This window comes from Pseudomonas sp. LBUM920 (assembly GCF_003852315.1).
Taxonomy (GTDB): domain Bacteria; phylum Pseudomonadota; class Gammaproteobacteria; order Pseudomonadales; family Pseudomonadaceae; genus Aquipseudomonas.
The window spans coordinates 2,267,817-2,293,851 of record NZ_CP027762.1; the positions used below are offsets into that span (position 1 = coordinate 2,267,817).

At 58.7% G+C, this 26,035-nt stretch carries 24 protein-coding genes; 11 read left to right on the top strand and 13 right to left on the bottom strand.

Translation table 11 applies throughout. From position 1 onward, the window contains the following. The first annotated feature begins 219 nt into the window (after positions 1–219). Complete coding sequence (locus C4J83_RS10585) at positions 220–1,377, top strand: MFS transporter (RefSeq protein WP_124416970.1); 1,158 nt, start codon at positions 220–222, stop codon at positions 1,375–1,377. 4 nt (positions 1,378–1,381) lie between these two features. On the opposite strand, the gene nhaR is transcribed toward C4J83_RS10585, so the two are convergent. Then, positions 1,382–2,284 (bottom strand): transcriptional activator NhaR, encoded by a 903-nt coding sequence (gene nhaR, locus C4J83_RS10590; protein ID WP_124416971.1) that lies wholly within the window; start codon positions 2,282–2,284, stop codon positions 1,382–1,384. A gap of 134 nt (positions 2,285–2,418) precedes the next feature. Here nhaR and C4J83_RS10595 point away from each other — a divergent pair, with 134 nt between their 5' ends. The 4 genes from C4J83_RS10595 (at position 2,419) to mnmH (ending at position 5,681) form a co-directional block, all read left to right on the top strand. After that, complete coding sequence (locus tag C4J83_RS10595) at positions 2,419–2,670, top strand: hypothetical protein (RefSeq protein WP_124416972.1); 252 nt, start codon at positions 2,419–2,421, stop codon at positions 2,668–2,670. 28 nt (positions 2,671–2,698) lie between these two features. Then, positions 2,699–3,448, top strand: coding sequence for a TerC family protein (locus C4J83_RS10600; protein WP_124416973.1), 750 nt, complete (start codon positions 2,699–2,701; stop codon positions 3,446–3,448). Positions 3,449–3,543: 95 nt separating this feature from the next. Then, positions 3,544–4,578, top strand: coding sequence for a selenide, water dikinase SelD (gene selD / locus C4J83_RS10605; RefSeq protein ID WP_124416974.1), 1,035 nt, complete (start codon positions 3,544–3,546; stop codon positions 4,576–4,578). Further along, positions 4,578–5,681 (top strand): tRNA 2-selenouridine(34) synthase MnmH, encoded by a 1,104-nt coding sequence (gene mnmH, locus C4J83_RS10610; protein ID WP_124416975.1) that lies wholly within the window; start codon positions 4,578–4,580, stop codon positions 5,679–5,681. Before selD ends, mnmH begins: the two co-directional genes overlap by 1 nt. A gap of 130 nt (positions 5,682–5,811) precedes the next feature. On the opposite strand, the gene C4J83_RS10615 is transcribed toward mnmH, so the two are convergent. Further along, positions 5,812–6,867 carry a permease gene (locus C4J83_RS10615; RefSeq protein ID WP_106580111.1) on the bottom strand — a complete coding sequence of 352 codons (1,056 nt, stop codon included), beginning with the start codon at positions 6,865–6,867 and terminating at the stop codon, positions 5,812–5,814. A gap of 58 nt (positions 6,868–6,925) precedes the next feature. After that, complete coding sequence (locus C4J83_RS10620) at positions 6,926–7,627, bottom strand: histidine phosphatase family protein (RefSeq protein WP_106580104.1); 702 nt, start codon at positions 7,625–7,627, stop codon at positions 6,926–6,928. Positions 7,628–7,878: 251 nt separating this feature from the next. On the opposite strand from C4J83_RS10620, the gene C4J83_RS10625 reads away from it, so the two are divergent. The 3 genes from C4J83_RS10625 (at position 7,879) to hemB (ending at position 10,528) form a co-directional block, all read left to right on the top strand. Beyond that, the gene (locus tag C4J83_RS10625; RefSeq protein ID WP_119739452.1) at positions 7,879–8,577 is read left to right on the top strand and encodes a glutathione S-transferase N-terminal domain-containing protein; all 699 of its coding nucleotides are present in this window, start codon (positions 7,879–7,881) and stop codon (positions 8,575–8,577) included. Between the two features lie 17 nt (positions 8,578–8,594). After that, positions 8,595–9,437 (top strand): PhzF family phenazine biosynthesis protein, encoded by an 843-nt coding sequence (locus tag C4J83_RS10630; RefSeq protein ID WP_124416976.1) that lies wholly within the window; start codon positions 8,595–8,597, stop codon positions 9,435–9,437. A gap of 116 nt (positions 9,438–9,553) precedes the next feature. Next, positions 9,554–10,528 carry a porphobilinogen synthase gene (gene hemB / locus C4J83_RS10635; RefSeq protein ID WP_124416977.1) on the top strand — a complete coding sequence of 325 codons (975 nt, stop codon included), beginning with the start codon at positions 9,554–9,556 and terminating at the stop codon, positions 10,526–10,528. 427 nt (positions 10,529–10,955) lie between these two features. Here hemB and C4J83_RS10645 read toward each other — a convergent pair whose 3' ends face one another. The 3 genes from C4J83_RS10645 to C4J83_RS10655 form a co-directional block, all read right to left on the bottom strand. Further along, positions 10,956–11,369 carry a hypothetical protein gene (locus C4J83_RS10645; protein WP_124416978.1) on the bottom strand — a complete coding sequence of 138 codons (414 nt, stop codon included), beginning with the start codon at positions 11,367–11,369 and terminating at the stop codon, positions 10,956–10,958. Between the two features lies 1 nt (position 11,370). Next, positions 11,371–16,113: an RHS repeat-associated core domain-containing protein gene (locus C4J83_RS10650; RefSeq protein ID WP_124418851.1), complete on the bottom strand. Its 4,743-nt coding sequence runs from the start codon at positions 16,111–16,113 to the stop codon at positions 11,371–11,373. 196 nt (positions 16,114–16,309) lie between these two features. Further along, positions 16,310–16,924, bottom strand: a complete 615-nt coding sequence (locus tag C4J83_RS10655) for a LysE family translocator (RefSeq protein ID WP_124416979.1) — start codon at positions 16,922–16,924, stop codon at positions 16,310–16,312. Between the two features lie 146 nt (positions 16,925–17,070). Between C4J83_RS10655 and C4J83_RS10660 the strand changes: the two genes are divergently transcribed. Next, positions 17,071–18,156, top strand: coding sequence for a DUF1615 domain-containing protein (locus C4J83_RS10660; protein WP_124416980.1), 1,086 nt, complete (start codon positions 17,071–17,073; stop codon positions 18,154–18,156). Between the two features lie 102 nt (positions 18,157–18,258). Here the strand turns inward: C4J83_RS10660 and C4J83_RS10665 are convergent, their stop codons facing one another. Continuing rightward, positions 18,259–19,134, bottom strand: a complete 876-nt coding sequence (locus C4J83_RS10665) for a DUF4349 domain-containing protein (RefSeq protein ID WP_124416981.1) — start codon at positions 19,132–19,134, stop codon at positions 18,259–18,261. Between the two features lie 156 nt (positions 19,135–19,290). Here C4J83_RS10665 and C4J83_RS10670 point away from each other — a divergent pair, with 156 nt between their 5' ends. Beyond that, positions 19,291–19,707 (top strand): PaaI family thioesterase, encoded by a 417-nt coding sequence (locus C4J83_RS10670; RefSeq protein WP_124416982.1) that lies wholly within the window; start codon positions 19,291–19,293, stop codon positions 19,705–19,707. Positions 19,708–19,899: 192 nt separating this feature from the next. Here C4J83_RS10670 and C4J83_RS10675 read toward each other — a convergent pair whose 3' ends face one another. From C4J83_RS10675 to C4J83_RS10685, 3 genes are read right to left on the bottom strand one after another with little or no spacing between them, the layout of a single operon-like run. After that, complete coding sequence (locus C4J83_RS10675) at positions 19,900–21,081, bottom strand: acetyl-CoA C-acetyltransferase (RefSeq protein WP_124416983.1); 1,182 nt, start codon at positions 21,079–21,081, stop codon at positions 19,900–19,902. An 11-nt stretch (positions 21,082–21,092) separates the two neighbouring features. Further along, on the bottom strand, positions 21,093–21,752 hold the full coding sequence (locus tag C4J83_RS10680; protein WP_017135011.1) for a CoA transferase subunit B: 660 nt from the start codon (positions 21,750–21,752) through the stop codon (positions 21,093–21,095). 31 nt (positions 21,753–21,783) lie between these two features. Next, positions 21,784–22,482 (bottom strand): CoA transferase subunit A, encoded by a 699-nt coding sequence (locus C4J83_RS10685; RefSeq protein WP_010211319.1) that lies wholly within the window; start codon positions 22,480–22,482, stop codon positions 21,784–21,786. Between the two features lie 188 nt (positions 22,483–22,670). On the opposite strand from C4J83_RS10685, the gene C4J83_RS10690 reads away from it, so the two are divergent. After that, entirely contained in the window at positions 22,671–23,573 is a 903-nt protein-coding gene (locus tag C4J83_RS10690; RefSeq protein ID WP_124416984.1) for a LysR family transcriptional regulator, read from the top strand. Positions 23,574–23,696: 123 nt separating this feature from the next. Here C4J83_RS10690 and C4J83_RS10695 read toward each other — a convergent pair whose 3' ends face one another. From C4J83_RS10695 to C4J83_RS10705, 3 genes are all read right to left on the bottom strand, one after another. Further along, entirely contained in the window at positions 23,697–24,026 is a 330-nt protein-coding gene (locus C4J83_RS10695) for a hypothetical protein (RefSeq protein ID WP_106579931.1), read from the bottom strand. A 616-nt stretch (positions 24,027–24,642) separates the two neighbouring features. Further along, a complete protein-coding gene (locus tag C4J83_RS10700; protein ID WP_124416985.1) occupies positions 24,643–25,491 on the bottom strand; it encodes an NAD-dependent protein deacetylase in 849 nt (282 codons plus the stop codon). Positions 25,492–25,499: 8 nt separating this feature from the next. Further along, positions 25,500–25,940 (bottom strand): CBS domain-containing protein, encoded by a 441-nt coding sequence (locus C4J83_RS10705; protein WP_106579933.1) that lies wholly within the window; start codon positions 25,938–25,940, stop codon positions 25,500–25,502. Positions 25,941–26,035: the final 95 nt, after the last annotated feature.

Sequence of the window (26,035 nt, forward strand, 5' to 3'; positions counted from 1 at the left end):
CACAGCGGCGCACGCATAACGGGCTGTAGGACGCGGGGCGCGGGGCGCGGAGTCTAGCACGCTGTACAAAGTGTTCCGTGCGATGCGGCATTCGGTCACCCGCGCCTGCGGGCCTTGGCCAAATCCCGACATACTCTGTTAACATTCTCGCCTCTCACCTTTCCTATCCGTCAGCGAGCCCCTCGGGCTGTCGTTGATGTCGTCGTTTCTGGAGTTTTCATGCTGTTTCCCATCCTGCTGCTGTCGGCCGCCGGCTTCACCGTGCTGACCACAGAATTCATTATCGTCGGCCTGTTGCCGTCCATTGCCCGGGACTTGGATGTCACCGTGTCCCAGGCCGGGCTGCTGGTGACCTTGTTTGCCTTTACCGTGGCGGCGTTTGGCCCGTTTCTCACGGCGTACTTCGCGCGCTTCGGGCGCAAGCGTTTGTTCATCAGCATTCTGATCATGTTTGGCGTGGCCAATACGGTGGCCGCGCTGGCGCCGAATATTTGGGTGATGGCAGTGGCACGGTTGATCCCCGCGTTGGGGCTGCCGGTGTTCTGGGCCTTGGCCAGTGAAACCGCAGTGGATATCGTTGGCCCTGAATACGCCGGGCGCGCCATCGAAAAGATTGGCTTTGGCATCGTCTGCGCCACCGTGTTCGGCATTCCAGTGGGCACATTGATTTCGGACATGTTCGGCTGGCGCACTGCGTTCGCGATCCTCGCCGTGGTGGCGTTGGCCAAGGCGTTGCTGCTGTTTATCTACCTGCCGGTGACTAAGCCGAAGAACGATCAAGTCACCCTGCGCTCGCAGTTCAAGATCCTGCGCAACCCGGTGATGCAAGGCCATATTCTGCTGTCGATCCTGGTGTTCAGCGGCATGTTCACCGCTTACACCTACCTGGCCGACATCCTCGAGCGCCTGGCCGGGTTCGACGGCACCCTGGTGGGCTGGTGCCTGATGGGCTTTGGCGCGGTCGGCCTGCTCGGCAACTCCCTGGGCGGGCGCGCAGTGGATCGCCACCCCTTGATCGCCTCCATGGTGTTCTGCGGGTTCATGATCGCAGGCATGGTGGCCTTGGTTCCGGCAATTCACTCAACGATTGGCCTGGCGGCGGCGATGGCCGTGTGGGGCGTGACCCAGGCGGCGATGTTCCTGGTCAGCCATGTGCGGTTGATGAAGGCCGCGCCCCATGCCCCGGCGTTTGCCGCGTCGTTGAATATTGCTGGCGCCAACCTTGGGATCGGCTTGGGCGCAATGGTCGGCGGGCATGTGATCGACACCCTCGGCCTTGGCAGCCTGGGTTTTGCGGCGTCCGGTTTTATCCTGGTGTCGATCTTGCTGGCGCTGTGGCTGATGACCGCCAGGCAACCGGTCGCATCCCACGCCTGAACCCTCAGGGCAGGGCGGTAAACAGCTCGCGCCTTGCCCCTTCGGTAATCGCCACAATGCCGGGGTGCTTGATTTTGCGTTCCACCGAGATCGCGTAAAACGACTCGGTGACCGCATCGGTCTGGCCCATCAGTGCCACGCCATACTGGCGCACCACCTCATCGGCAATCACGCTGGGGGCAATAAAAATGCCGCTGCCGGATTGCCCGAATGCCTGCATCAAGGCGCTGTCGTCGAACTCGCCGATGATCTTCGGTTGGATCTTCTGCTCGGCAAACCAGCGCTGCAAGCGGCTGCGCACCACCGTCTCGGCGCCCGGAATCAACAGCGGTGCGCCCTGCAAGCATTGTGGGAAATCGCCGCCATACCTGTCAGCCAATGCCTGGGTGGCGAAAAAACTGATACCGCATTCACCCAGCTTCTGGCTGTAGCCCTTGATGTCCAGGTGTGTGGGCATGGGGCTGTCGGAAATCACCAAGTCCAGGCGCTGGATCGCCAGGTCGGCCAGCAGGCGGTCGAGTTTATCTTCGCGGCAGGTGATGCGGATCGGTTCGCTCAGCTCCATGGTCGGCGCGATCAGCCGGTACACGATGGATTTAGGCACCACGTCCGCGACGCCGACCCGGAACAGGATCTGCTGTTCGTTTGGCTCTGCGCGCAGCAACGCCTCCAGCTCATTACCGGTCTGGAACATCTGCTCGGCGTAGGGCAGGGCGCGGCGCCCGGCCTCAGTCAGTTCCAACTGGCGCCCGACGCGTTGAAACAGCCCGATACCAAAGGTTTGCTCAAGCAGACTGATCTGACCGCTGATGGTCTGCGGCGTGAGGTTCAATTGCTCACAGGCGCGCACGATGCTGCCGGTCTTGGCCACTACCCAGAAGTAATGCAGTTGTCGGTAATTGAGCATCACGGTCTACACTTCGTAAAAAACGAAGTATACGTCAGAAAAATACGAATTTTCCTGAACTGTTCGCCTGCATAGAATGCCTCGCTATCGAGGGGCCACTATTTGGACCCGCTGGTTCTAACGAGGAATACATCATGAAACTCAATTCCCTGGGCGCCGCGTCATTGCTTGCGCTTTCATTGATAGTGGTCAGCGGCTGTGATCAGGTGGAAAAAAGCGCCCAGCAAGTGCTCGGCAAGGCCACTGATTCCGCCAAGCAAGCCATCGATGACACCCATAAGGCCGCCGAGCAGGCATTGAGTGAAGCGACACAAGGCTTGATCAGCCCGCAAAAAAAGGATGATCAGGAAGAAAAAGAACCCGAATCGAACAGCAAAGAAGCCTAACTTCCCAGCACAACGTCAGGACTGACCTATGGATTACCTTTTACAACTGGCCGCCAGCCCCACCGCCTGGGTCGCACTGGCCACCTTGATCGTGATGGAAATCGTGCTGGGCATCGACAACCTGATCTTTATCTCGATTCTCACCAACAAATTACCCGAGAAGCATCGGGCCAAGGCACGCCGCATTGGTATCAGCATGGCGTTGGTATTGCGCCTGGGCCTGTTGAGTACCATCGCGTTTATCGTGCAGTTGACGGCACCGGTGTTCGAAATCTTCGGCCAGGCGTTTTCGTGGAAGGACATGATCCTGATCGCCGGTGGCCTGTTCCTGGTGTGGAAGGCGACCACCGAAATCCATCACAGCATGGACCCCGAGCCAGAGGCGAAAGAAACCGTCAGCAATGCCGTGACCATTGGCTTCGCCGCGGCCATCGGCCAGATCCTGCTGCTCGACCTGGTGTTCTCCATCGACAGCATCATCACCGCCGTGGGCATGACCGAGCACTTGCCGATCATGATCATTGCTGTGGTGGTTTCGGTGATCGTGATGCTGGTGGCGGCTGAACCGTTGGCCAAGTTCATCAACGACAACCCGACCGTGGTCATGCTGGCTCTGGGCTTTTTGATCATGATCGGCATGACGCTGATCGCCGAAGGCTTCGGCGCCCATGTGCCAAAAGGCTACGTGTATGCGGCCATGGCGTTCTCGGCAGCGATTGAGTGCTTGAACATCGCACGACGCAATCGCCACCAGCGTTTGCTCGCCGCGAGGCAGTAACGCCAGAAACACAAAAAGCCGGCTGAGCTCACAAGTGCCCAGCCGGCTTTTTGCTGTCTGATAGAATCTGCGCACTTGTTACCTTGAGGTCCACCATGAACGAGCCGATTCGCCTCACCCAGTACAGCCACGGCGCGGGTTGCGGCTGCAAGATTTCACCGCAAGTGCTGGAAGTGATTCTTGCCGGCAGCGGCGCACAGAACCTCGACCCCAACCTGTGGGTCGGCAACGCCTCACGCGACGACGCGGCGGTGTACGCCATCGATGACGAGCGCGGCGTGGTCTCCACCACCGATTTTTTCATGCCGATTGTCGATGATCCCTTCGACTTCGGCCGTATTGCCGCCACCAACGCAATCAGCGACATCTACGCCATGGGCGGCGACCCGTTGATGGCCATCGCCATTCTGGGTTGGCCAGTGAATGTACTGGCGCCGGAAGTTGCCCGCGAAGTCATCCGTGGCGGCCGTTCGGTGTGCGACGCCGCCGGCATTCCGTTGGCCGGTGGGCACTCCATTGATGCGCCAGAGCCGATCTTTGGTCTGGCCGTCACCGGCATCGTGCAAAAACGCCACATGAAGCGTAACGACACCGCTACTGCCGGCTGCAAGCTGTACCTGACCAAGCCTATGGGCATCGGTATCCTCACCACTGCCGAGAAGAAGGGCAAACTGCGCGAAGCGGATATCGGCCTGGCCCGTGACTGGATGTGCACGCTCAACAAACCTGGTAGTCGTTTCGGCAAGTTGGCCGGCGTAACCGCCATGACCGATGTCACTGGTTTCGGTCTGTTGGGGCACCTAGTGGAAATGGCTGACGGCAGTGGTCTCACGGCGCGCATCGAATACCAAAAGGTCCCACGCCTGGCCGGGATCGAGGACTACCTCGATCAAGGCTGTATGCCCGGTGGCACCTTGCGTAACTTCGACAGTTATTCGAGCAAGCTCGGGCGCCTGCAAGAACTGCACAAGCGCGTGCTCTGTGACCCGCAAACCAGCGGCGGCCTGCTGATCGCCGTTACCCCCGAAGGCGACGCCGAATTCCACACCGTGGCCGCCGAACTGGACCTGAGCCTTGAGCCCATCGGCGAACTGGTTGAGCGACAGACCCACGCGGTAGAGGTGTTTTGATGGCAACTGACATCACCGACTACCGCGACATCTTCCTCAACGACCGGCCGATGATGGATACCCGCGCGCCGATCGAGTTCACCAAAGGCGCATTCCCCGGTGTGGTCAACCTGCCGCTGATGACCGACGACGAGCGCCAGCGGGTCGGTACCTGTTACAAACAGCAAGGCCAGCAAGCCGCTATCGTGCTGGGGCATGAACTGGTGTCCGGCGCGATCAAGGCCGAGCGTATTGAACAGTGGGCGCAGTTTGCCGAGGCCCACCCTGAGGGCTACTTGTACTGCTTCCGCGGTGGGCTGCGTTCGCAGATCGTGCAGCAATGGTTGAAGACCGAAGCCGGTATCGAGTACCCGCGAGTCGGCGGTGGCTACAAGGCCATGCGTACTTTCCTGCTGGAAACGCTGGAGCAGGCGACTGCGCAGTGTGATTTTGTGCTGCTTGGCGGCATGACCGGCACCGGCAAGACCGAAGTGCTCGGCCAATTGCGCAACGCATTGGACCTGGAAGGCCACGCCAACCATCGCGGCTCCAGCTTTGGCAAGCGCGCCACCGCGCAGCCGTCCAACATCGACTTCGAAAACCGTTTGGCTGTGGACCTGCTAAAAAAACGCGCGGGTGGTATCGAGCAATTCGTGGTCGAGGACGAAAGCCGCATGATCGGCAGCTGTGCGCTGCCGTTACCCTTGCACCAGAGCATGCAGACGTTTTCGATGGTGTGGTTGGAAGACAGCGTTGAAGGCCGCGTAGAACGAATCCTGCGGGATTATGTGGTCGACCTCTGCGCCGAGTTCATTCAGGTGTTTGGCGAAAGCGGTCAGGCACTGTTCGCCGAGCGCTTGACCCAGAGCCTGGCCAATATCCATAAACGCCTGGGTGGCGAGCGCTTCCAGCGGCTGCAGGCGATCTTGCAAGATGCCCTGGCGGAACAGGCCCGCAGTGGTGCAGTGGACCTGCACCGGGTGTGGATCGAAGGTTTGCTGCGTGAGTATTACGACCCGATGTATGCCTTTCAGCGAGAACGCAAAGGTGCGCGGATCGAGTTTGCGGGCGAGCAGGGCGCCGTGGTGGAGTACTTGCGCGAGCGCAGTGGCAAGGCAGAATAATCAGCGGTGGTTAAGGGCCTCTTTTGCGAGCAAGCCCGCCCCGGCATTTCGACCATGTTCCTATTGGATAAACGCGGTCAAATGTGGGAGCGGGCTTGCTCGCGAAAGCGCCTTTAACCTCACCCGAAATCTACAGGATGACCGCCCCGATCAACCCGCACACCACGCCCACTACCATGGTCAGCACGGCCACCGTCACCAGCACTCGCGCATCGAAATCCTTGCGCAGCATCAACAGTGACGGCAGGCTCACGCTCGGTAGGGTCATCAGTAAGGCCACGGCCGGACCGGTGCCCATGCCCAGGGTCATCATGGTTTGTACGATAGGGATTTCGGCGGCTGTAGGAATCACGAACAGCGTACCGACGATTGCCAGTGGCACCAGCCACATCAGGCTGTTGGCCATGGCCCCATCGACATGGGGAAACAGCCAGACCCGCGCGGCGCCCAGTACCAGCACGGCAATGATGTAGATCGGGATCGTGCTCCAGAACAGCTGCCACAAGGTGCGCAACCAGCGGCTCAGGAACGGTTGCGATTCGCTCAGGCTGGCGTCGGCGACCGCGTTCAATGCGGCTTCGGGCACCTGATCGGGCCGGGCAATGCGCTGTGCCACCAACGACACCCCGACCACCAGCACAATCCCCGCCACCAGCCGCAATGCGGTAAAGCCCCAGCCCAATACAAAGCCCATGAACACCAGCGTTGCCGGATTCAACACCGGGTTAGCGATCCAGAACGCCAACGCCGCACCCACCGACACGTTTTGACGGCGCATGCCCGCCGCCACAGGTGCGGCGCAGCAACTGCACATCATCCCCGGCAGGGCGAACAGCCCACCGCGCAGGGTCGAACCCAGCCCGGCACGGCCAAACAGGCGCAGCAGCCAGTCGCGGGGAATCAACACTTGCAGCAGCGAACCCAGAATCACCGCCAGAACCGCAGCTTTCCAGATCGCCAGGAAATACACCTGGGCGTAGGCCAGCGCGGCGGTCAGGGGCGCGGTTTGCTGGTCATTGAGAATCGAGGCACCGATGCTGTGGTTATCCGCCGCGACGAATGCCTTGAGGTAGTAGGGCGACCATTTAACGTAGTAGAGGCCGATGCAGGCCACCAGCAGGAACAGCGCTGGTTTCCACCAGAACGACCAGCCCCGGTTGGGCTGGGTGGAGAGGAGGTTGGGCATGGTGCTGATCCGCAGATGATTCAATAGCGACGCATCATACGCTTGTGCCGCGCCGGCTTCAGATATCTGCGCTGACCTGAGTTGCATCCGGGCATGTCTGCTGGCCGTTATCCAGGCCTTGCTTGTAGTTGCGGCTCAGCAGCGACGCCTTGCCGTTGTGCCAGGTCAGCGTCAGCACATACAGCGTGTCGAAGTCACTGCCCGACCAATCGTCGGTGATGGTGTGTTTTTCACCCGAAGCCTCACTGGCGACTTTGTTGATCAATTCCGGCAGGTAGCCGTGCGACCAGGCGGTGTAGATGATCGCGTTGTGATACTTGTCTTCCACCAGTTCGTCGGCGAGGGCGCTGGTGTCGTTGGCCGAGAATTTGATGTTTACCGGTAGGCCCAGCTTGATCGCGCTGGGGCTGATGGTCATCAGCGGTCGAATGTAGCTGTAGGAATTATCGTGCTCGCCTTCTTCGACATTACGCGTCGGGTTGGGCGCAAACACGAAATTGGCTTTGCCGAATTTCTCCGGCAGCACGGTGGCCAGGTTCATTGCGCGGTTCAGACCCTGGCAATTGAGCTGGCCGAGGCCGCCGACGGGTTTTTCGCCGTGGCGTAGAAATACCAGGGTTTGCACGCCATCCACCGGGCCAGCGCTGCTGATGCGCGACTCCAGGCTCAGGCCGATGGCGCCGCCTGCCAAAAGCAGCGGCAACATGATGTATGAGTAACGTTTAAGGCGTTGCGCAAGGCACAGAGGCTTGATTGTCATTAGGTTCGAGTCTTCAGTGCATCGGATTAAGGCGGACAAGCCGGGACCCAGCGACGCATCCGGCGTCCTGCGGTTTTTCCGTGTCGATGTAACAGGGTGTCTCCTTTCACCGTAATGGCGCACTTAAGAGTGCATATCGGCATTTTGGTTCGCCTGCGCGCACGATAGCGTGGTTATGTTGCGCAATGATGACCCATGCAGGACGGCGGTGGGGTGGCTATCATGGGGACTTTCCGCCTGGGGATTTCCCGATGAATGCACTCGCCGCTTTCCCGATCAACAGCAAATGGCCCGCCCAGCATCCGGAGCGTTTGCAGCTCTATTCGCTGCCCACGCCCAACGGCGTCAAAGTGTCGATCATGCTTGAAGAGCTGGGCCTGCCCTACGAGGCGCACAAGGTCAGTTTCGAGACCCAGGACCAGTTGTCCCCGGAATTTCTGTCGCTGAACCCCAATAACAAGATTCCCGCGATCATCGACCCCAACGGCCCGAGCGGTCAGCCGCTGGCGTTGTTCGAATCCGGTGCGATCCTGATTTACCTGGCGGAAAAAACCAGCCAGCTGCTTTCCGAAGACCCGGCCACCCGCTATGAAACCCTTCAATGGCTGATGTTCCAGATGGCCGGTATCGGCCCGATGTTCGGCCAGGTCGGGTTCTTCAACAAATTTGCCGGCAAGGCGTACGAAGATAAACGACCGCGTGATCGCTACGTCGCCGAGTCCCGGCGATTACTGGAAGTGCTGGAAAAACGCCTGCTGGGCCGCACCTGGATCATGGGTGACGAGTACAGCATCGCCGACATCGCCACCTTTCCGTGGATTCGCAACCTGATCGGCTTTTATGAGTCCGGCGATCTGGTTGGCATCGCCGACTTTCCTAATGTGCTGCGCGCGCTGGACGGCTTTGTCGCACGTCCGGCGGTAATTCGTGGCTTGAACATACCTGCGTGACCCTAGAGCGTTGAAGCATGCCGACTTTTGATTTCAAGCAACTGGATGTATTCAGCAGCGTTTCGCTCAAGGGCAACCCACTGGCAGTGGTGCTGGGCGCTGACAGCCTTACTGACCAGCAGATGGCCGATTTTGCTAACTGGACCAACCTGAGCGAGACCACGTTTTTGCTGACGCCGCGTGATCCTCGGGCTGACTATCGGGTAAGAATTTTCACCACGCTCACAGAGCTGCCGTTCGCCGGGCACCCGACGCTGGGCAGTTGCCATGCCTGGTTGCAGGCGGGCGGCGTGCCGAAGGGCGATGAGATTATCCAGGAGTGCGAAATCGGCCTGGTGCGTGTCCGTCGTGAAGGCGGCGAGTTGGCGTTCATTGCGCCGCCGTTGTTGCGCACCGGCCCGGTGGATGCACCGCTGCTTGAGCGCGTGCGCCTGGGTTTGGGCCTGGCGCCCGAAGCCATCGTGAGCAGTCGATGGGTCGACAATGGCGCGGGCTGGCTGGCGGTGATGTTGGCCGATCGTGACCAAGTGCTTGCTTTGCGCCCGGACTACTCGCAACTGCACGGTCTGGCGATTGGCGTCATTGCAGCTTGTGACCCGGCGCGCGACGCCGTGGACACGCACTTCGAAGTCCGCGGCTTTATCGCCGGCGACGGCGCTCAGGAAGACCCCGCCACTGGCAGCCTGAATGCCGGTATTGCCCAATGGCTGTTGAGCGAGGGGCTGGCGCCCGACTGTTACGTGGTCAGCCAAGGCACGGCCATGGGGCGCGCCGGGCGTATACGCGTGGATCGCCATGGCGATGACGTCTGGGTCGGTGGTGCGGTTGCGGTGTGCATCGAAGGGCGAGTACAGCTCTAGATCAATGAATTGTTACGAGCTGCGCAATACACTGTTGGCCCCTTGGCGTTTGTGCTGCCGGGGCCAAGGGGCATAAGCTTTCGCCCCAACTATTTCTGCCGCTATTCAGGACAGCCATGACCAGCCAGTTCCCCCAAGCCCGTCCACGCCGCCTGCGCCGCTCTCCGGAGCTGCGTGGCTTGTTCCAGGAAACCGAATTCACCCTCAACGATTTGGTACTGCCGATTTTCGTCGAAGAAGAAATTGACGACTTTGTGCCGATCACCAGCATGCCGGGTGTGCAGCGTATTCCTGAAAAGAAATTGGCCGCTGAGATCGAGCGCTATGCCCGCGCCGGGATCAAGTCAGTAATGACGTTCGGCGTGTCCCACCACCTGGACGCCAACGGCAGCGACACCTGGAAAGAACGCGGCCTGGTCTCGCGCATGTCCTCGATCATCAAGGATGCCGTGCCGGAAATGATCGTGATGTCCGACACCTGCTTCTGCGAATACACCGACCACGGCCATTGCGGCGTGATGCACGGCGCCCACGTCGACAACGACGCGACCCTGGTCAACCTCGGCAAACAAGCCGTAGCCGCCGCCCGCGCCGGTGCTGATGTGATCGCACCGTCCGCCGCCATGGACGGTCAAGTCCAAGCGATCCGCCGCGCCCTGGACGATGCGGGCTTCACGCATATTCCGATCATGGCCTACTCCACCAAATTCGCTTCGGCCCTCTACGGCCCGTTCCGCGAAGCCGGCGGCAGCGCGCTCAAAGGCGACCGCAAAAGCTACCAGATGAACCCCATGAACCGCCGCGAAGCCGTGCGCGAATCGCTGCTCGATGAACAGGAAGGCGCAGACGCGCTGATGGTCAAGCCAGCCGGTGCCTACCTCGACATCATCCGCGACATCCGCGAAGCCTCGCGTTTGCCGGTGGCGGCGTATCAGGTGAGTGGTGAGTACGCGATGATCAAGTTTGGTGCCCAGGCAGGGGCGATTGATGAGGCGCGGGTGGTGCGCGAAACGTTGGGGTCGATCAAGCGTGCGGGTGCGGATTTGATTTTTACTTACTTTGCGATGGATTTGGCGTTGGCGGGGATTTGATTTGGGCTTGTGATCCTGTGGCGAGAGAGGTTGCTCGCCGCAGGCGCTTCTAACTGCACCTATACCGAGTCAGCCTAGTTTTAGCAAAAATCGTGTTGCTCCCGTATGTCGTTGGTGAGATCGCTCTCTTCATAAGAGAAAATAGGCACAAGCTCACCGTCCGGAACTCCCATAGTCATCTCGTAGGCGACAAGTCCGGTAGACATATGCGAAGACATCCCTCATGGGTGGACATTGATTTTTGCGCCCTTGCATAAAAACTTAATATGTTTAAAGTCTGCCCTCATTAAACCGAAGCAGTCGTAGAGGTCCAGTGCTGTGTAGGCGCTTCGTGTTTCATCGCTCATCAGTAGGTAAAGGATGGGTTTGCACCCTTCGTATTCGATGATTGCGTTTTCACGTGTTCCGTTTTTAATGATTTATTGTATTAGTTGAATTTCTCATAACCGCTTGCATCTAATGATTTTATCCAGCTTTTGAAAAAATCCACTTGTTCTTGTGGGTTGTTCGTTAGGTTATTTTCTTCATAATCAAATATATGAACAATATCAGCCCGTGATGCTTGTTTGCCTAATGTCATTTCATATGCAACAAGCCCATTGCTCATTTGAGAGGCCATTCTCGACGGCATGACATTTATTTTTGCTCCCTTACAAAGAAATGTAATATGAGGGAAGTCTGCCCTGACCTTCGCTAAGCACACAAAAATATCCTTTCCCGTGTAGATTTTTTTGAAATTTTCAGCCTCGGAAAATGTCATTGAGAGATTCTCAACACTATATTTAACGGTAACTTCCAATCTCTGATTGCCGATAGCTACTTTTATTTTTTGCGTATTCATACTATTTCTTGTTCCGGTTGGGAATTGAGTACCCTACATAGCTTCCGTCACTTTTTACAGGTGTCATGCCCAAAATGTCCTCTGGGTCTATTTTGTGATGGATTGCAAATTCTTTCTCATTAGAGAATGGTGTCATTTTGCCGAGTTCTAAATTTACATCATGGCCCGGTATGCTTTTTATAACGTATAAATATCCGTCCCTCGTGCCGAACCCGGTTGAAAAATCTATAGCGGTGAGTCTTGATGGAGAGGTGCTTATAAAGTTACTAGGCGGATCGTTACTGTTTAGAGCGTGAAGGTAAAGGTCGTTGCTTTCTCCCTTGCTCTTGAACCCCGTTCTAAAAACTTCATCCGGATGTTTCCTATCTCCCCGAAATAAGTAGTCCTCGTCATCACTTGATTGTGGTGGTTCAGGTTCGTTTTTGTAAACGTTCGCTTTTGTCGAAGGCTCATCAGCAGATGTTACTTTAAGCTTGCACCCACCTTCACCAGGGCATGTGTTCAATCCCAGCGGGTCAACCCACCCTGTAGGATTGGGCGCGTACCGGTACGCGTTGATCCCACCCGCCAGCTTCACCGGGTCCGGCGTCAGGTAACGACCAATATCTGGATTGTAGTAGCGATGGCGGTTGTAGTGCAGCCCGCTTTCTTCGTCGAAGTATTGGCCTTGGAAGCGCAGCGGGTTGTCGACTTTGTTTATGTCGAGGCGGCTGATCTGGCCATAGGCGCGGTAGTGTGCGGACCAGACGATTTCGCCGTCGGGGGCGGTGAGTTCCTGCGGGGTGCCGAGGTGGTCGAGTTGGTAGTGGAACGGCTGGGTATTTTTTGGACCAAAGCCCTCCAGCAGGACCAGCGGGCGGAAACTGTCCGGCTCGTAGATATAACTGCGATGCCTGTCCGCGTGATGCTCCGCAACCAGCTTGTCGCCTTGCCAGAAAAACTCCGTGGTTAGGTCGTCGACGGTTTTGCTGATCCGCCGACCAAACGGGTCATAGCGATAGCTGGCTGTTTTCCCGTTCGGCTGGCTAATGCCGATAAGTCGGTGCTGGCAGTCGTAGCGATATTCGGTGACAAGTTGATGGCCTTTACCGCGTCTTTGGCGGATCAGATTGCCGAACGCGTCATAGTCGTAATGATGATCGCCCTGAATCACCAACCGATTTCCCGCCACGATGTCCGGACCGGGTCGGTCCTGCATCAGCAGGTTGCCGGCCGGGTCGTGGCCGAAGCGCTCTTGCACGTCTTGCGAGTGATCCGCTCGAGTCAGGCGGGCGAGGGGGTCGTAGTGGTAGTGGTGTTCACCTTTGCGCGTATCGAGCAGGCGGGTGAGGTTGCCGGATTTGTCGTAGTCGTAGTGGCGGCGGTAGAGCTTGTGCTCCTGTTGGGTGACTGCGTGGGCGTGTAGACGGTTTTGGTCGTCGTAGTCGTAATGGCTGAGCAGTTGGCCTTGTTGGCGTTGGCGCTCTTTTCCGGTGTTGAAGAGGTGGGATGTTAGGGTTTTGCCATTCAGCTCGACGGTGGCGAGGTGGCCGCTTTTGTCGTGGTTGAAGGTGAGGCGGTTGTTATCCGGCAGGCGCAGGTTTTTCAGTTGGCCGCAGGCGTCGTAGCCGTAGCGCAGGGTGCCCCAGCCTTGGTGGTCGGCGATGAGGCGGTTTTGGCTGTCGTATTCGTAGGCTAACGCCCAGTGGCCGTCGTCGACGCTGAGGAGGTTGCCCTGGCGGTCGTAGGCGTAATCGACCACTCCACCGTCTGGCAGGGTTTTTCGTACAAGGCGGCCGGAAGGGTCTCGCTCGTAGCGGGTAATGAACTGACTGCCATCGTCGCCGTGTTCGGTCTTTACCAGCAGGTTGCCGTTGAGGTCGTAGACGTACGCCGTACGCTGGCCGTCAAAGCCGATTTCCTGCTGGATCAGGCCGTTGGGATGGTAATCCAGCCGGTAGGTTTCGCCGACTTCGTTTTCGATTTCGGTCAGCAATAACCGCACGTTGTCGTAGCGGTATTTAACCTGGGTGCCATCGGCGTTGAGACGGCGGCTGATCAGATGCAAACCGTCGGCATATTCGTAACGAGTGACGTGGCCCAGTTCATCACGTTCGGAGGTGATTTTTCCGTAGGGGTTGTAGCTGAATTCTCGCGTCTCTCCATTGGGCTTGGTGAGTTTCAACAAGCGCCCTGCGGCGTCCCATTGATACTTCGTCAGCGCGCCATGCTCATCCTCACGCGCAACTTGTCGTCCAACATCGTCATAGCGATAACGCTTAACCCCACCATTCGGCAGTTGTTCCTCAACGAGCTGTCCACGCTCATTCCAGACCAGCCGATGAGACCCGTTATCCGGGTACCAAACCCCAATCAGCTGCCCGTGTTTGTCGTAGGTGTAGTCTGTAATGTGGCCGTCAGGATCTGTCTGACGCGTAACGTCGCCTTGTTCGTTACGCTCATACTTCCAAACCGCTTCACCCCGCCGTACGACCCGTACGAACCCGTTGTCATGCTCGTAGGAAGTCGGCTCATCCTCCCCAGGAAACAACGCCACCAAACGTCCGGCGTCGTCATACTGATACGCCGTCACCGCCCCCAGCGGATCCTGCTCAACCGTCAGCCGGCCCTTGTCATCGTAGGATTTGAAATGCTCCGCGCCATTGGGATCAATCCGCTGCACCAGCCGCGCCCGCTGATCGTGGACATACACTTCCTGGCTACCATCAGCGTTGTGAACCGTGACCCTGCCGCCGTCTTCCCACGCATACCGCGTGTCCATCTGCGAAAAACTGGCCCAGTGCCGAACACATCGCGCGGCCTTGCCAGACCGTTCCCACGCCCAAAAGAAACTCGCCCCACCGGCCAGCTGCCGCTCAAGAATGACGTGCTGATCGTCGTACCGATAAACCTCGCTTTCACCTACAGCATTGGTCGCCGAAACCAATCGGCCAGCGTCGTCATAGGCGTAGGAAACGACGTTCTGCTCCGTCACCCACACATACGGCTCACGGCCTTTGGCGCGATGAACCTGATAGTCAACCGCCACAATGCGGCCCAGTTCATAGCGCAAAAACAAAGACCGGCCTACACCGTTATCCAGCCGCTCAATCCGCCCCAAACGATCACGAATAATCCGCAGCCGGTTGTCATACGCGTCGCTGATCGCTGTCAGCACACCGTCGCGGAAATGGTAGAAACGCGACGCCTGGGCCAGCACCAACTCATCGGGCAGGGTACCCAAATAGATCGCCGCTTCAGCCAAGCTGTTGGTGATCGCCGGTCGAGCGGCGGTAGGCAAGGGCAGGGCAGTCGACCGATTCTCATGATCCGTCCAAACCACCGAGTCACCCGTCACCACCAACCGCTGCGCCAGCGCATGACTCCAGCCAAACCCCAACCCACAATCCACTTCCACCGCACTGGTGCGATACAACCGCGTCCACTCAAACGGCAATATCCCGTCCAGCGCGCCATCGGTAAGCGTCAGTAATTCCTCCCCGGTGACCATCGACACCGGGCAGCCATGGGTGGCGGTTTTGTCGGCAGGCGCCGCCGCATCTCCCTGCGGATTTTTCGCAGCGACAGGCACATCATCGACATACTCTTGCCGCACGAGCACCGTCTTCTGCGTCTTGCTGCGAACCATCGACACCGCGTTCGTAATCAGGTTGTCTCCAGCTTTTAACGGCGCAACTGGCACCGTCTGAATCTGGATTGCCGGGCTACCGAGCAATATCGGCTTGGCCGCCTCAACATGCTCACCCAACTGAGATTTTCCGAACTGCTTGGCCATGTGCTCCAGCCACCGGCGCGCACGATGAGACTTGATGCTGCCCAGCACCTTGCTGCCAAGGCGTATCACCAGGCCCATCCCGGCAGTGGCAAGGCACAGCAACACGTTGATCAGCACTTCAAGGCTGATCGAGCCCAGCAACTCATTCATGAGTGGCGGCGGCATCATCCGCATCCAACTGACCATTGCCGCCAGGTAGATGAACAGCAGAGGCTCATCACTGAGTACCAGCAAACCTTTCGCGAGCATTTCGGCGCTGACATTCAGCAGCTTTCCGAACTCGGCCTGGGTCAGGTAGTGCAGCAGCTGTTCGGCATATGTCAGTGGGTGGGTAAGCCACTCAAACAGCAGTTTGAGCGTGTCCCAGAGTGAGCCAAGTGCATCGCCAAACCCTTTGGCGTAGGCCTGGTGCAGTAAGAGGTAGCGTTTGAGGAAGTTTGCTTCGGAGTATTTATTCCACAGTGGCCCGAACGTGGCGCGCCACTCCGTGCGCAGCCAGTGCTCCAGCGAGGTGATGACCGACTGATAGGAGGCATATAAGGCCTTGAAGTGTTCTTTAGAAACGTTGGGGTAAAAATTGACTCGGTACTTCTGGTTACGATCGCACTCGGTGATTTTCAGAATGCCACTGGGGCCGATAAATTTTTTGATGGGGTCGCCCAGGGGGCCACCGTTGGGGTCGATGGTTTGCAACACCACTGGCGTGTTGCCGATGGGTACAAATTGAGAACTCTGGAACATGTGCACCAGGGTCAGGGTGCCGTCCTGCTTGCAGACCGCAACGGCCGAGCTGGGCAGGATGGAGCGGTTGATCGGCGCGACGAGTGCCACCTCATCCCCGACCTTGAATACCTGATCGACATCCAGTGCCGAAAAGCTGATGTAGCTTTCGGCCCAGAGCTCGTAGGTATTGAGGCAGCGTTTGAAATCGCTGAGAACGGATTCGACGTCTCGCGTCTCTGAATCCATCACGGCCAGTACCAGAAGGCCAATGTGTCGGCTGGTGGGGGCGATCAAAAGACAGCCCCAATAACTGGGGCTTTAACGGAAAAAACCATCTGCAATCCCTCGCACTGTGTGATCAGGCGAAGGACTTTGCCGAGGTTTTCAGGTGGTATCTGTAGAGGTTATCCGGGTGTTGCGTGGGACGTTTCGGTAGTCCTTGTCAGCGCTGCGCAAATGCCAGGTTCAAACCCAACCCTGCAAAGGCTGCCGCAAAACTGCGGCGCAACCAGTTCTGCACGCGCGGCGATTCGATCACGGCGCGGCGAAAGCCATTGGCCAACAAGCCATAGATGACGAAAACCGCAAACGTCATCGCCATGAATACTGCGCTCAGTACCAGCATTTGCACGGCGGGCGAGATGCTGCCTGGGGTAACAAACTGGGGCAGAAAGGCCAGGAAGAAAATCGTCAGCTTGGGGTTGAGGATGTTCAACAGGAAACCACGGATCATCAGGCCGCGCGCTGTGGTTGCAGTCGGTGCGTCATTCATCGCGAAGGCCGAGCGATCACGCCAGGTGGCATAGGCCAGGTAGAGCAAGTAGGCAACGCCCGCGTACCTGAGCACTTCAAACGCCAACGCGCTGGTGTGCAGCAGGGCAGAGAGGCCGAGCACCGATGCCAGCAAGTGGGGCAGGATGCCTGCGGTACAACCCAGCGCAGCAAATACGCTGGCGCGCTTGCCGGCGGTGAGGCCGGTGGAGACGGTAAAGATCACACCGGTGCCGGGGATCAGCACGACGATCAGGCAGGTGACGAGGAAGTTCACACTGAGCATGGCATTCAAACTCCTTGTAGGAATGGTCGATGACAGATCCTGTCACGTTAGTTTGCGATTGGCGAGTGCGGCAGGTCGGCGAACCCCGGTTAGACTTACCTGTCGATATCCGCAATGCCCGGCCCGTCGTTATCCAAGGAAGCCCCATGTATTCAAGCCGCCTGATCCTGTGCCTCACCACGTTGCTGGTGCTGGCCGGTTGCTCCACTTCACGCAGTCCGCAACAGCCGGAGCGTAGCGAGGCCGAGGTGAAAGCGCAGATCGTGCGCCTGCTGCCGGCGACGGTGCCGGACCGTGGTGGCTGGGCACAAGACATCTACACCGCCTTCGACACTCAGAAAATCTACCCCAGCACCGAAAATATCTGTGCTGTGCTGGCAGTCACCGAGCAAGAGTCCACCTACCAGGTCGACCCGCCGGTGCCAAACATGGGCAAGATCGCCCAGGATGAAATCCTGCGCCGTGCCGGCAAGGTCCATGTGCCAGCCTTTGTGGTGCGCAGCGCACTGCAACTGCGCTCGCCTACCGGTAAGTCCTACGCCGAGCGTTTGAGTGCTGCACGCACGGAGAAGGACCTGAGCGCAATCTTCGACGATTTCATCAGCGTGGTGCCTCTGGGTAATACCTTATTTGGCGGTTTCAACCCGGTGCATACCGCAGGCCCGATGCAAGTCAGCATCGACTTTGCACAGAAACAGGCGCGGGGTTATCCCTACACGGTGGACGGCACGATTCGCCGTGAAGTCTTCACGCGGCGCGGCGGCATGTATTTCGGCATCGCCCACTTGCTGGGCTACCCGGTCAGTTATGACCAGCCGCTGTACCGCTTTGCTGACTTCAACGCCGGTTGGTACGCCAGCCGCAACGCTGCGTTCCAGGCTGCCGTCAGCCGCATTACTGGCACCGAGCTGGCGTTGGATGGCGACTTGATTCGCTATGGCTCATTGTTGCCGGGCACCACTGAGTTGGCGGTGCGCTCCCTGGGGGCCAAGTTGGACATGCGCAATCCGACCATCCGCAGCCAGTTGGAGAAGGGTGAGCAATTGGACTTTGAGGAGACCACCCTCTACAAACGCGTGTACGCGCTGGCTGATAAAGCGGCCGGCAAGCCAATGCCACGGGCGATACTGCCAGGCATCGTGTTGAAGAGCCCGAAGATCACTCGCAACCTGACCACCGCGTGGTTCGCCAAGCGCGTGGATGATCGGTATCAGCGCTGCATGAAGCGCTGATTATCGCTGGCGGGCGTGTCGTGGCGAGCGGCTTATTGTGGCGAGCGGGCTTGCCCCGCGTTGGGCTGCGAAGCAGCCCCCTGTCAAGCCGAACGCAGTGTGTCAGTCATCACTCGGTGCCTGGTTCTGGGGCTGCTTGGCAGCCGAATGCGGGGCAAGCCCGCTCGCCACAGAAAGCTCGTTTGCAGCAGTACGCCTGCCAGCCACCACAAACCGACGCCATAACCAGACCCATAACCACATCACCGGAAACGCCAGGATCACGAACGGCAGTACATAGCTGGCGCGTTCCAGTGCATCTGCTGTGCCGTCCACCAGGTTGTCGCCCAGGTTGCTGAAGATCCGGCTGAAGCGTGACGGCTGGTTCGCGCCATCGGAGGAACGGAAACTCAGGGTCACGCGGTTAGTATCAAGGCGGCGTTGTTGGCCGGCGGCGACCTGGGCGAGTGCCTGCAGTTCGTTTTCAACGCCCGCCTGCTCCTTGGTTAAAGCGATCAGGTCGCTGACGCTGATGTCCTTGCGCTTGGCCAGCTCATCGAGGCGCTGTTGCTGGGCTTGCAGGCGATCCTGGCGACGGCGCACATCGGCGACCGCGTCAGCCAGGTCTTCGGCGGTGGTGATGCGCTGGCCGAGTGTTCCACCTTCTGCGGCCAGCGCGACCATCGGCTCCACGCCGGTGGGTGCAATGCGCAGGATGATCTCGCCACCGTTGCCATCTTCGGTGATGCCCAGAATATTGCAGGCGCCAAAGCGTGCCGACTCACAGGCCTCGCGGGTGGCCTGCATGCGCGGTGCAAGCAGGGCGCCGGGCAGCGCCAGGGTCAGCTCGTGCTCATAAGCCAATTGCGCGCCGGCTCGGCCTTGTTCGCCATTGATGACAGTGGCACGGGAGTGCTCCTTGGGCGAACAGCCGGCCAAGGCCAGTGCGGCCAGCAAGATCAAAAGAAGCGGTTGTGTTGTGCCGTCCAGGTGGCGCATTGCTGTTCCTTGGATATGCAGGGGAAATTGCCCGCGATTAAAGCGGGTCTGGCGGATTTACGCAAAGCATCGCGCAGGATTTGCGTGACTGATGATGATGGCCTCCGCAGAGGGCGGGGCGTACACCTCAGACCTTACGCCAAGGATGAATTTGCCATGACTGCCTACGCTGTGCCCGAAGGGTTTGTTTCGCTGCCGCGCAGTAGCCCGCTGCTCGACTTGCTGGGCCCAGCTTATTGCCGGGGCGAAGGCCTGGATCTGGAAATAGGCCTGCGCTCCGATAACCGCCACGCGAATGGGCGCGGCACGGTGCATGGCGGGGTATTGGCGACCCTGGCGGATGTCGGCATGGGCTATGCGATGGCGTTTTCCAGTGAGCCGCCGTTGCCGTTGATTACCGCGAGCATGACGTTGAATTACCTGGGGCCGGTGCAGGTGGGCGACTGGATTGTGGTGCGGTTGGAGCATCACAAACGCGGGCGGCAGATGGCGTTTGCCACGGTGAGCTTGCAGGTGGGGGAGAATGTCGTGGCGCGAGCGACTGCCGTGTTTGCGGTGCCACGCACGGACTAACAATAGAGATCATTGTGGGCGCTGGCTTGCCTGCGAAAGCGCAGGGTCAGCCAGCACATTTGCCAACGGTCGACCCGCTATCGCAGGCAAGCCAGGTCCCACAGTTGGACGGTGGTTTTTCATGGGGACGGCTTAAAAAAGAAAAGGCCCGGTTTTCGTGGAACCGAGCCTTTGCTCCTGTTGCTCTTTGGATCAGCTGCGTTCGAGGGCGAGGGCTACACCTTGACCGCCACCGATGCACAGCGTCGCCAGGCCTTTCTTGGCGTCGCGCTTGATCATTTCATGCAGCAATGTCACCAGCACGCGGCAACCCGAGGCACCGATCGGGTGGCCGATGGCGATGGCACCGCCATTGACATTGACCTTCTCGGCGTCCCACTCCAGCTCTTTGCCCACCGCCAAAGATTGCGCGGCAAAGGCTTCGTTGGCTTCGATCAGGTCCAGGTCGCCCAGGCTCCAGCCGGCCTTGTCCAGGCAGCGGCGAGTGGCCGACACCGGGCCGATGCCCATGAGCGCGGGGTCGACGCCGGCGTTGGCGTAGCTGGCGATACGCGCCAGTGCAGGCAGGCCGAGGGCTTTGGCCTTATCGGCGCTCATCAATAACACTGCAGCGGCGCCGTCGTTGAGGCTGGAAGCGTTGCCGGCGGTGACACTGCCGTCTTTCTTGAATGCGGGTTTGAGCTTGGCCAGGGATTCGGCGGTGGTGCCGGCGCGTGGTTGTTCATCGACCGCGAAGGCCACTGGGTCGCCTTTGCGCTGGGGGATCAGGACCGGGGTGATCTCATCAACAAACCGACCGGCTTCAATAGCCGCAGCGGCTTTTTGCTGGGAGGCAGCGGCGAAAGCATCCTGGGCTTCACGGCTGATACCGTACTTGTCTACCAGGTTCTCGGCGGTGATGCCCATGTGGTAGTCGTTGAACGCATCCCACAGGCCGTCGGTGATCATGCTGTCGAGCATTTTGGCATGGCCCATGCGCAGACCGGTGCGTGCAGCGGGCAATACGTACGGCGCCAGGCTCATGTTCTCCATGCCGCCGGCGATGATCACGTCGGCGTCGCCGCAACGGACGGCCTGGGCGCCCAAGTGGAGGGCTTTGAGGCCCGAGCCGCAGACTTTGTTCAGGGTCAGGGCCGGCACGGCGTGGGGCAGACCGGCGAGTATCGAGGCCTGGCGCGCAGGGTTCTGGCCGCTGCCTGCGGTGAGTACCTGGCCGAGGATGACTTCATCCACTAGAGCCGGGTCCAGGCCGGTCTGCTCCAGCAGGCGACGGATCACGGCCGCGCCCAGTTCCGGTGCCGGGATACTGGCCAGCGAACCTTGAAAGCTGCCCACGGCGGTGCGGGTGGCAGCAACAATCACGACGTCTTGCATGGAATCTGTCCTCACTGGAAGTGCATTTCTGGAACGTGGTCCGGGACGATCAGTTTACCGGCGGTCTTGCTCACAATCTCTTCAACGCTGACGCCAGGTGCGCGTTCCTTGAGGACAAAAGCGCCATTTTCGATCTCAAGGTAAGCCAGGTCCGTCAATACACGCTTGATGCACTTGGCGCCGGTCAGCGGCAGGCTGCACTGGCTGAGCAACTTGGACTCACCGTCCTTGGACGCATGGGTCATGATCACGATGATGTTTTCTGCACCGGCCACCAGGTCCATGGCGCCGCCCATGCCCTTGACCAGTTTGCCGGGAATCATCCACGAGGCGATGTTGCCTTGTACGTCCACTTCAAACGCGCCGAGCACGGTGAGGTCGACGTGGCCCCCGCGAATCATCGCGAAGGACTCGGCGGAGGAGAAGATCGAGGCGCCGATGCGCGCAGTCACGGTCTGCTTGCCGGCGTTGATCATGTCGGCATCGATGGTTTCTTCGGTAGGAAACGGGCCCATGCCGAGCAGGCCGTTTTCCGACTGCAGCATCACTTCCATGCCTTCGGGAATGTAGTTGGCCACCAGGGTCGGAATGCCGATGCCGAGGTTGACGTAGAAACCGTCCTGCATTTCACGTGCGACGCGTTGAGCCATTTGTTCGCGGGTAAGGGCCATTGTTTGTCTCCTTATTATTTGAGCTGGCGGATTATTTGCGGACAGTGCGCTGTTCGATGCGCTTCTCGAAGGTGCCGCAGATGATCCGGTCGACGTAGATGCCTGGAGTGTGGATCTGCGCCGGGTCCAGCTCGCCCGGTTCGACAATTTCTTCAACTTCGACCACGGTGATCTTGCCGGCGGTGGCAGCCAGCGGGTTGAAGTTCTGGGCGGTGTGGCGATAGATGACGTTGCCGAAATGGTCGGCTTTCCAGCCTTTGACGATGGCGAAGTCGCCGGTGATGGACTCTTCCATCAGGTAGGGGCGGCCATTGAATTCGCGGGTTTCCTTGCCTTCGGCGACGGGGGTGCCGACGCCGGTGGCGGTGAAGAAGGCCGGGATGCCAGCACCGCCCGCGCGCATTTTTTCTGCCAGGGTGCCTTGGGGCGTCAGTACCACTTCGATTTCGCCGCTGAGCAGTTGCTTCTCGAACAGGGCGTTTTCACCGACGTAGGACGCGATCACTTTGCTGATCTGTTTTTCTTCCAGCAGCACGCCGAGGCCAAACCCATCGACGCCGCAGTTGTTGGAAACCACCGTCAAGTCGCGGGTGCCTTTGCGCTTGATCTCGGCAATGAGGTTTTCCGGAATGCCGCACAGGCCAAAACCACCGGAGAGCACGGTCATCCCGTCTTCCAGGCCTGCCAGTGCTTCTTCATAGGACGCCACGCGTTTATCGAAACCTGCCATATGCACCTCTTTTATTGTGTGTGGGCCAGCCAATGACACGAGTGTTGCGCCGACGGATTGATTTGTTAAGTTGTTTTTTAAGGTTGATTGGTTTGAAAAACAGCATAATCGGTTTTAAGCCGCAAGCTTCAAGCATAGACATGCGGCAACCTTACTTGCAGCATCCGACTGGCAGCGTGGAGCTTCCTATGACCGTTAAACAGATGCGTGCCTTTCTCGCCGTGGCCCAGAGCCTGAGTTTCGCCGCTGCTTGCGAACGCCTGCACCTCTCTCAATCGGCGCTGAGCCTGACTATCAAAGGGCTGGAGGAGGGGTTAGGCGGGCGCTTGTTCAGCCGCAATACGCGCAATGTCGCGCTGACGCCTGAAGGTGAGTCGTTGTTGCCTCTGGCGCGTCGCTTGATCGCCGATTGGGACAACGCCGAAGACGAGCTGCGCCAGCGTTTCACCCTCCAGCGTGGCCGGGTCACCGTGGCGGCGATGCCGTCGTTTGCAGGCAACTTGCTGCCACCGATCCTGAAGATATTCCGCGCCCGTTACCCGCAAGTGAACGTGACGGTACATGACCTGATCAACGAGCAGGTGCTGGAGATGGTGCGTGACCGTCAGGTGGAACTGGGCGTGGCGTTCGAGCCGTCCGAGGGTTCGTCTCTGGCGTTCACCCCGTTGTATCTGGACCGGTTTATTGCGGTAGTGCCGGGAGATTCCCCGTTGGCCCAGCGAAGCGAAATCGACTGGCCAACCTTGCTGGAGCAGCCGTTCATTACCCTGCAGCGGCCTTCCACGGTACGGGTGATGCTTGAGGAGCACCTGGGCGCGTTGCAGATGAAATTGCCGGTAGCGCTGGAGAGTCATCAATTGGCGACGGTGGGCAAGATGGTTGCCAATGGCCTTGGCGTCAGCGCCGTACCCGCGTTGTGCGCGAAACAGATGGAAGAGGCGGGCGCCCATTGCATCACGTTGAGCGATCCGGTGATCGAGCGACCGATTGGTGTGTTGACCAAGCCGGGCCATGAATTATCGGCAGCTGCGCAGGTCTTGTTCGATATTTTTCGCGATGAAGCCGCCAAAGGCCGATTCCCATCGTTTTGATCACGACGCAAAACAAATGTGGGCGCTGGCTCGTCGACGATGGCTATTTAAAACTCAACATCAGTGTTGAATATTAAACCGCCATCGCCGACGAGCCAGCGCCCACTAGTTGTCGAATATTACTTAGTAATAGCGGTCGATTACTTTAACGTTCGAGCTGTCTTTGAAAGATGCCCAGGCATTGTTAAGTGTGTCGAATACCTGCTCGATAAAGTTTTGATCGGCAGCCGCTTTCTTGCCAACATAACCCTGGCCGCGGCGATACATTTTCAGGCGCGCCGCCAGGTTGCGGTTGTTTTTATCGAACTCTTCCTCAAGGGTATGGGGCGCCACGCAGTCGATATGGACTTGACCCGATTTTTCGACCCACAGGATATGGTCGTCGAGTGTGTCTTTCTGCGCTGCGAACATCTCAGCCAATTCATCGATAGTTGGTTGGTTGTTCAGATTCATAATGTAAGCCCCTTGACCAGTTGGCGATCTATCAGTTGATTCCGTTAAAACTGCTTAGTGTCTCCGGCTTGAAAGCCGGGCGTCAGTGACTGTCTGCCGAATACGGGCAGGGTCTTGAACCTGATGCATGTGGTCTTGCTGATGAACGGCTACGCAATGGTTTCATCGCGAAGACAAGCAGCGTTTTAGCTTCTTGTACCGATCCTTGCGGGCCGGTCAGTTTCATCAATCTGCCTTGTGGGCAGTGCACATCCGGAAAAACAGCTCGGCGGTCAGACGAGCTTGTTCAAAACACGTGTTACCAACGCTCCCGATCCGGGAGACGTCTCGATAATGCAAGGGTAAAAAGGTTACGTCAACGATTATGTAGTGATTTTTTTTGAGCACTACATAAATCGTTGTGGGGGCGGGGGAATGCGGAAAAACGTGACTTGGGCGTCATTTTTTGTGCGGTTGGTCGAAGGGGGCGAGGTCATCAATTCAGTATGGAAACCTGTGGGAGCGGGCTTGCTCGCGAAGGCAGTGGGTCAGCCGGAGCGCTTTTGACTGACGCACCGCCTTCGCGAGCAAGCCCGCTCCCACATACAGCCCTGTTCATCGTTGGTTTGTGGCGGTGTTACTGGCTCAATCGCTCGACCAGCAACGGCAACAACCGCTCACAGGACGCCTCGATCTTCATCTGCAACAGCTCATCCCCGCGTGTCTTGCCCAGGTTGATGGCAATCACCGGCTTGCCTTGCTCCACCGTCGCCTTGCACAGGCGAAATGCCGAATAGGCCATCAGCGATGAGCCCACCACCAGCAGCCCTTCAGCCTGCTGCACCGCCGCCATTGCTTTGGCCGCTGTGGCCTGGGCGACGTTCTCACCGAAAAACACTACGTCGGGCTTCAACCGTTGGCCATTGCAGTGCGGGCAGTGGGGAACTTGGAAGCGTTCTTCAAAGGCAGGATCGAGCAGCGTATCGCCATCGGGCGCTTGCACGGCATCGACGCCGGCCAGGTAGGGGTTCTGATCTTCCATCACCCGCTGGATCACATCGCGCTCGCTGCGCTGTTGGCAATCCAGGCACAGCACTCGATGCAGACTTCCATGCAGCTCGATCACATCCTGGCTACCGGCCTGGTCATGCAAGGTATCGACGTTCTGTGTAATCAGCCCGCTGATACGCTCGCGTTGTTGCAGCGTGGCCAGTGCCAGGTGAGCCTTGTTCGGCTGCGCCACGCGCACCCGTGGCCAACCCAGCATTGCCCGCGCCCAGTAGCGGCGCCGCGCTTGCGGCGTGGCCAGGAACTCCTGGTACATCATCGGCGCCTTGCCCCGACGCACACCTTCGCTGTCGCGATAATCAGGAATGCCCGACGACGTACTGATGCCCGCACCGGTCAGCACCACAAAGCGCCGCTCAGCCATCGCCCGGTGCAGGGTATCGAGGTGGTCTTCTTGATGTTCCAGCGTGTCGAGCATGGGGTCCCCTATTCGCCGCGGATGTACTGCTCCAGTTGTTTGATCAAGTCAGCCTGCTCGGCAATGGCTTCCTTTACCAGGTCACCGATGGACAACAGGCCGATCAGCTTGCCATCTTCGACTACGGGCAGGTGGCGCAGGTGACCGTCCGTCATGATGTTCATGCACTTTTCGACGCTCTGGTGAGTATCGACGGTAATCACCGGCGAACTCATGATTTCACTCACAGCAGTGGTCGCGGAAGAACGCCCCTTGAGGATCAACTTGCGCGCGTAATCGCGTTCACTGATCACTCCCACGACTTTGCCTTCGTCCACAACCGGCAAGGCCCCGACGTTTTTGGCAGCCATCTGGATCAATGCCTCCATCACCGTCTGGTGCGACTTGATGGTGTGGACCTCCTGATTCTTCTGGTCCTTGGCTTTGAGCACTTGTGCGACGGTTTTCATGGCGGCCACTCCGGTGTTGTTGTTAGGAAGTCAGCAGGTCCCTTACAGAATCCTAGACGGGCTACGGGGCTGCAAGGTCCAAAGCGGCGTTAAAC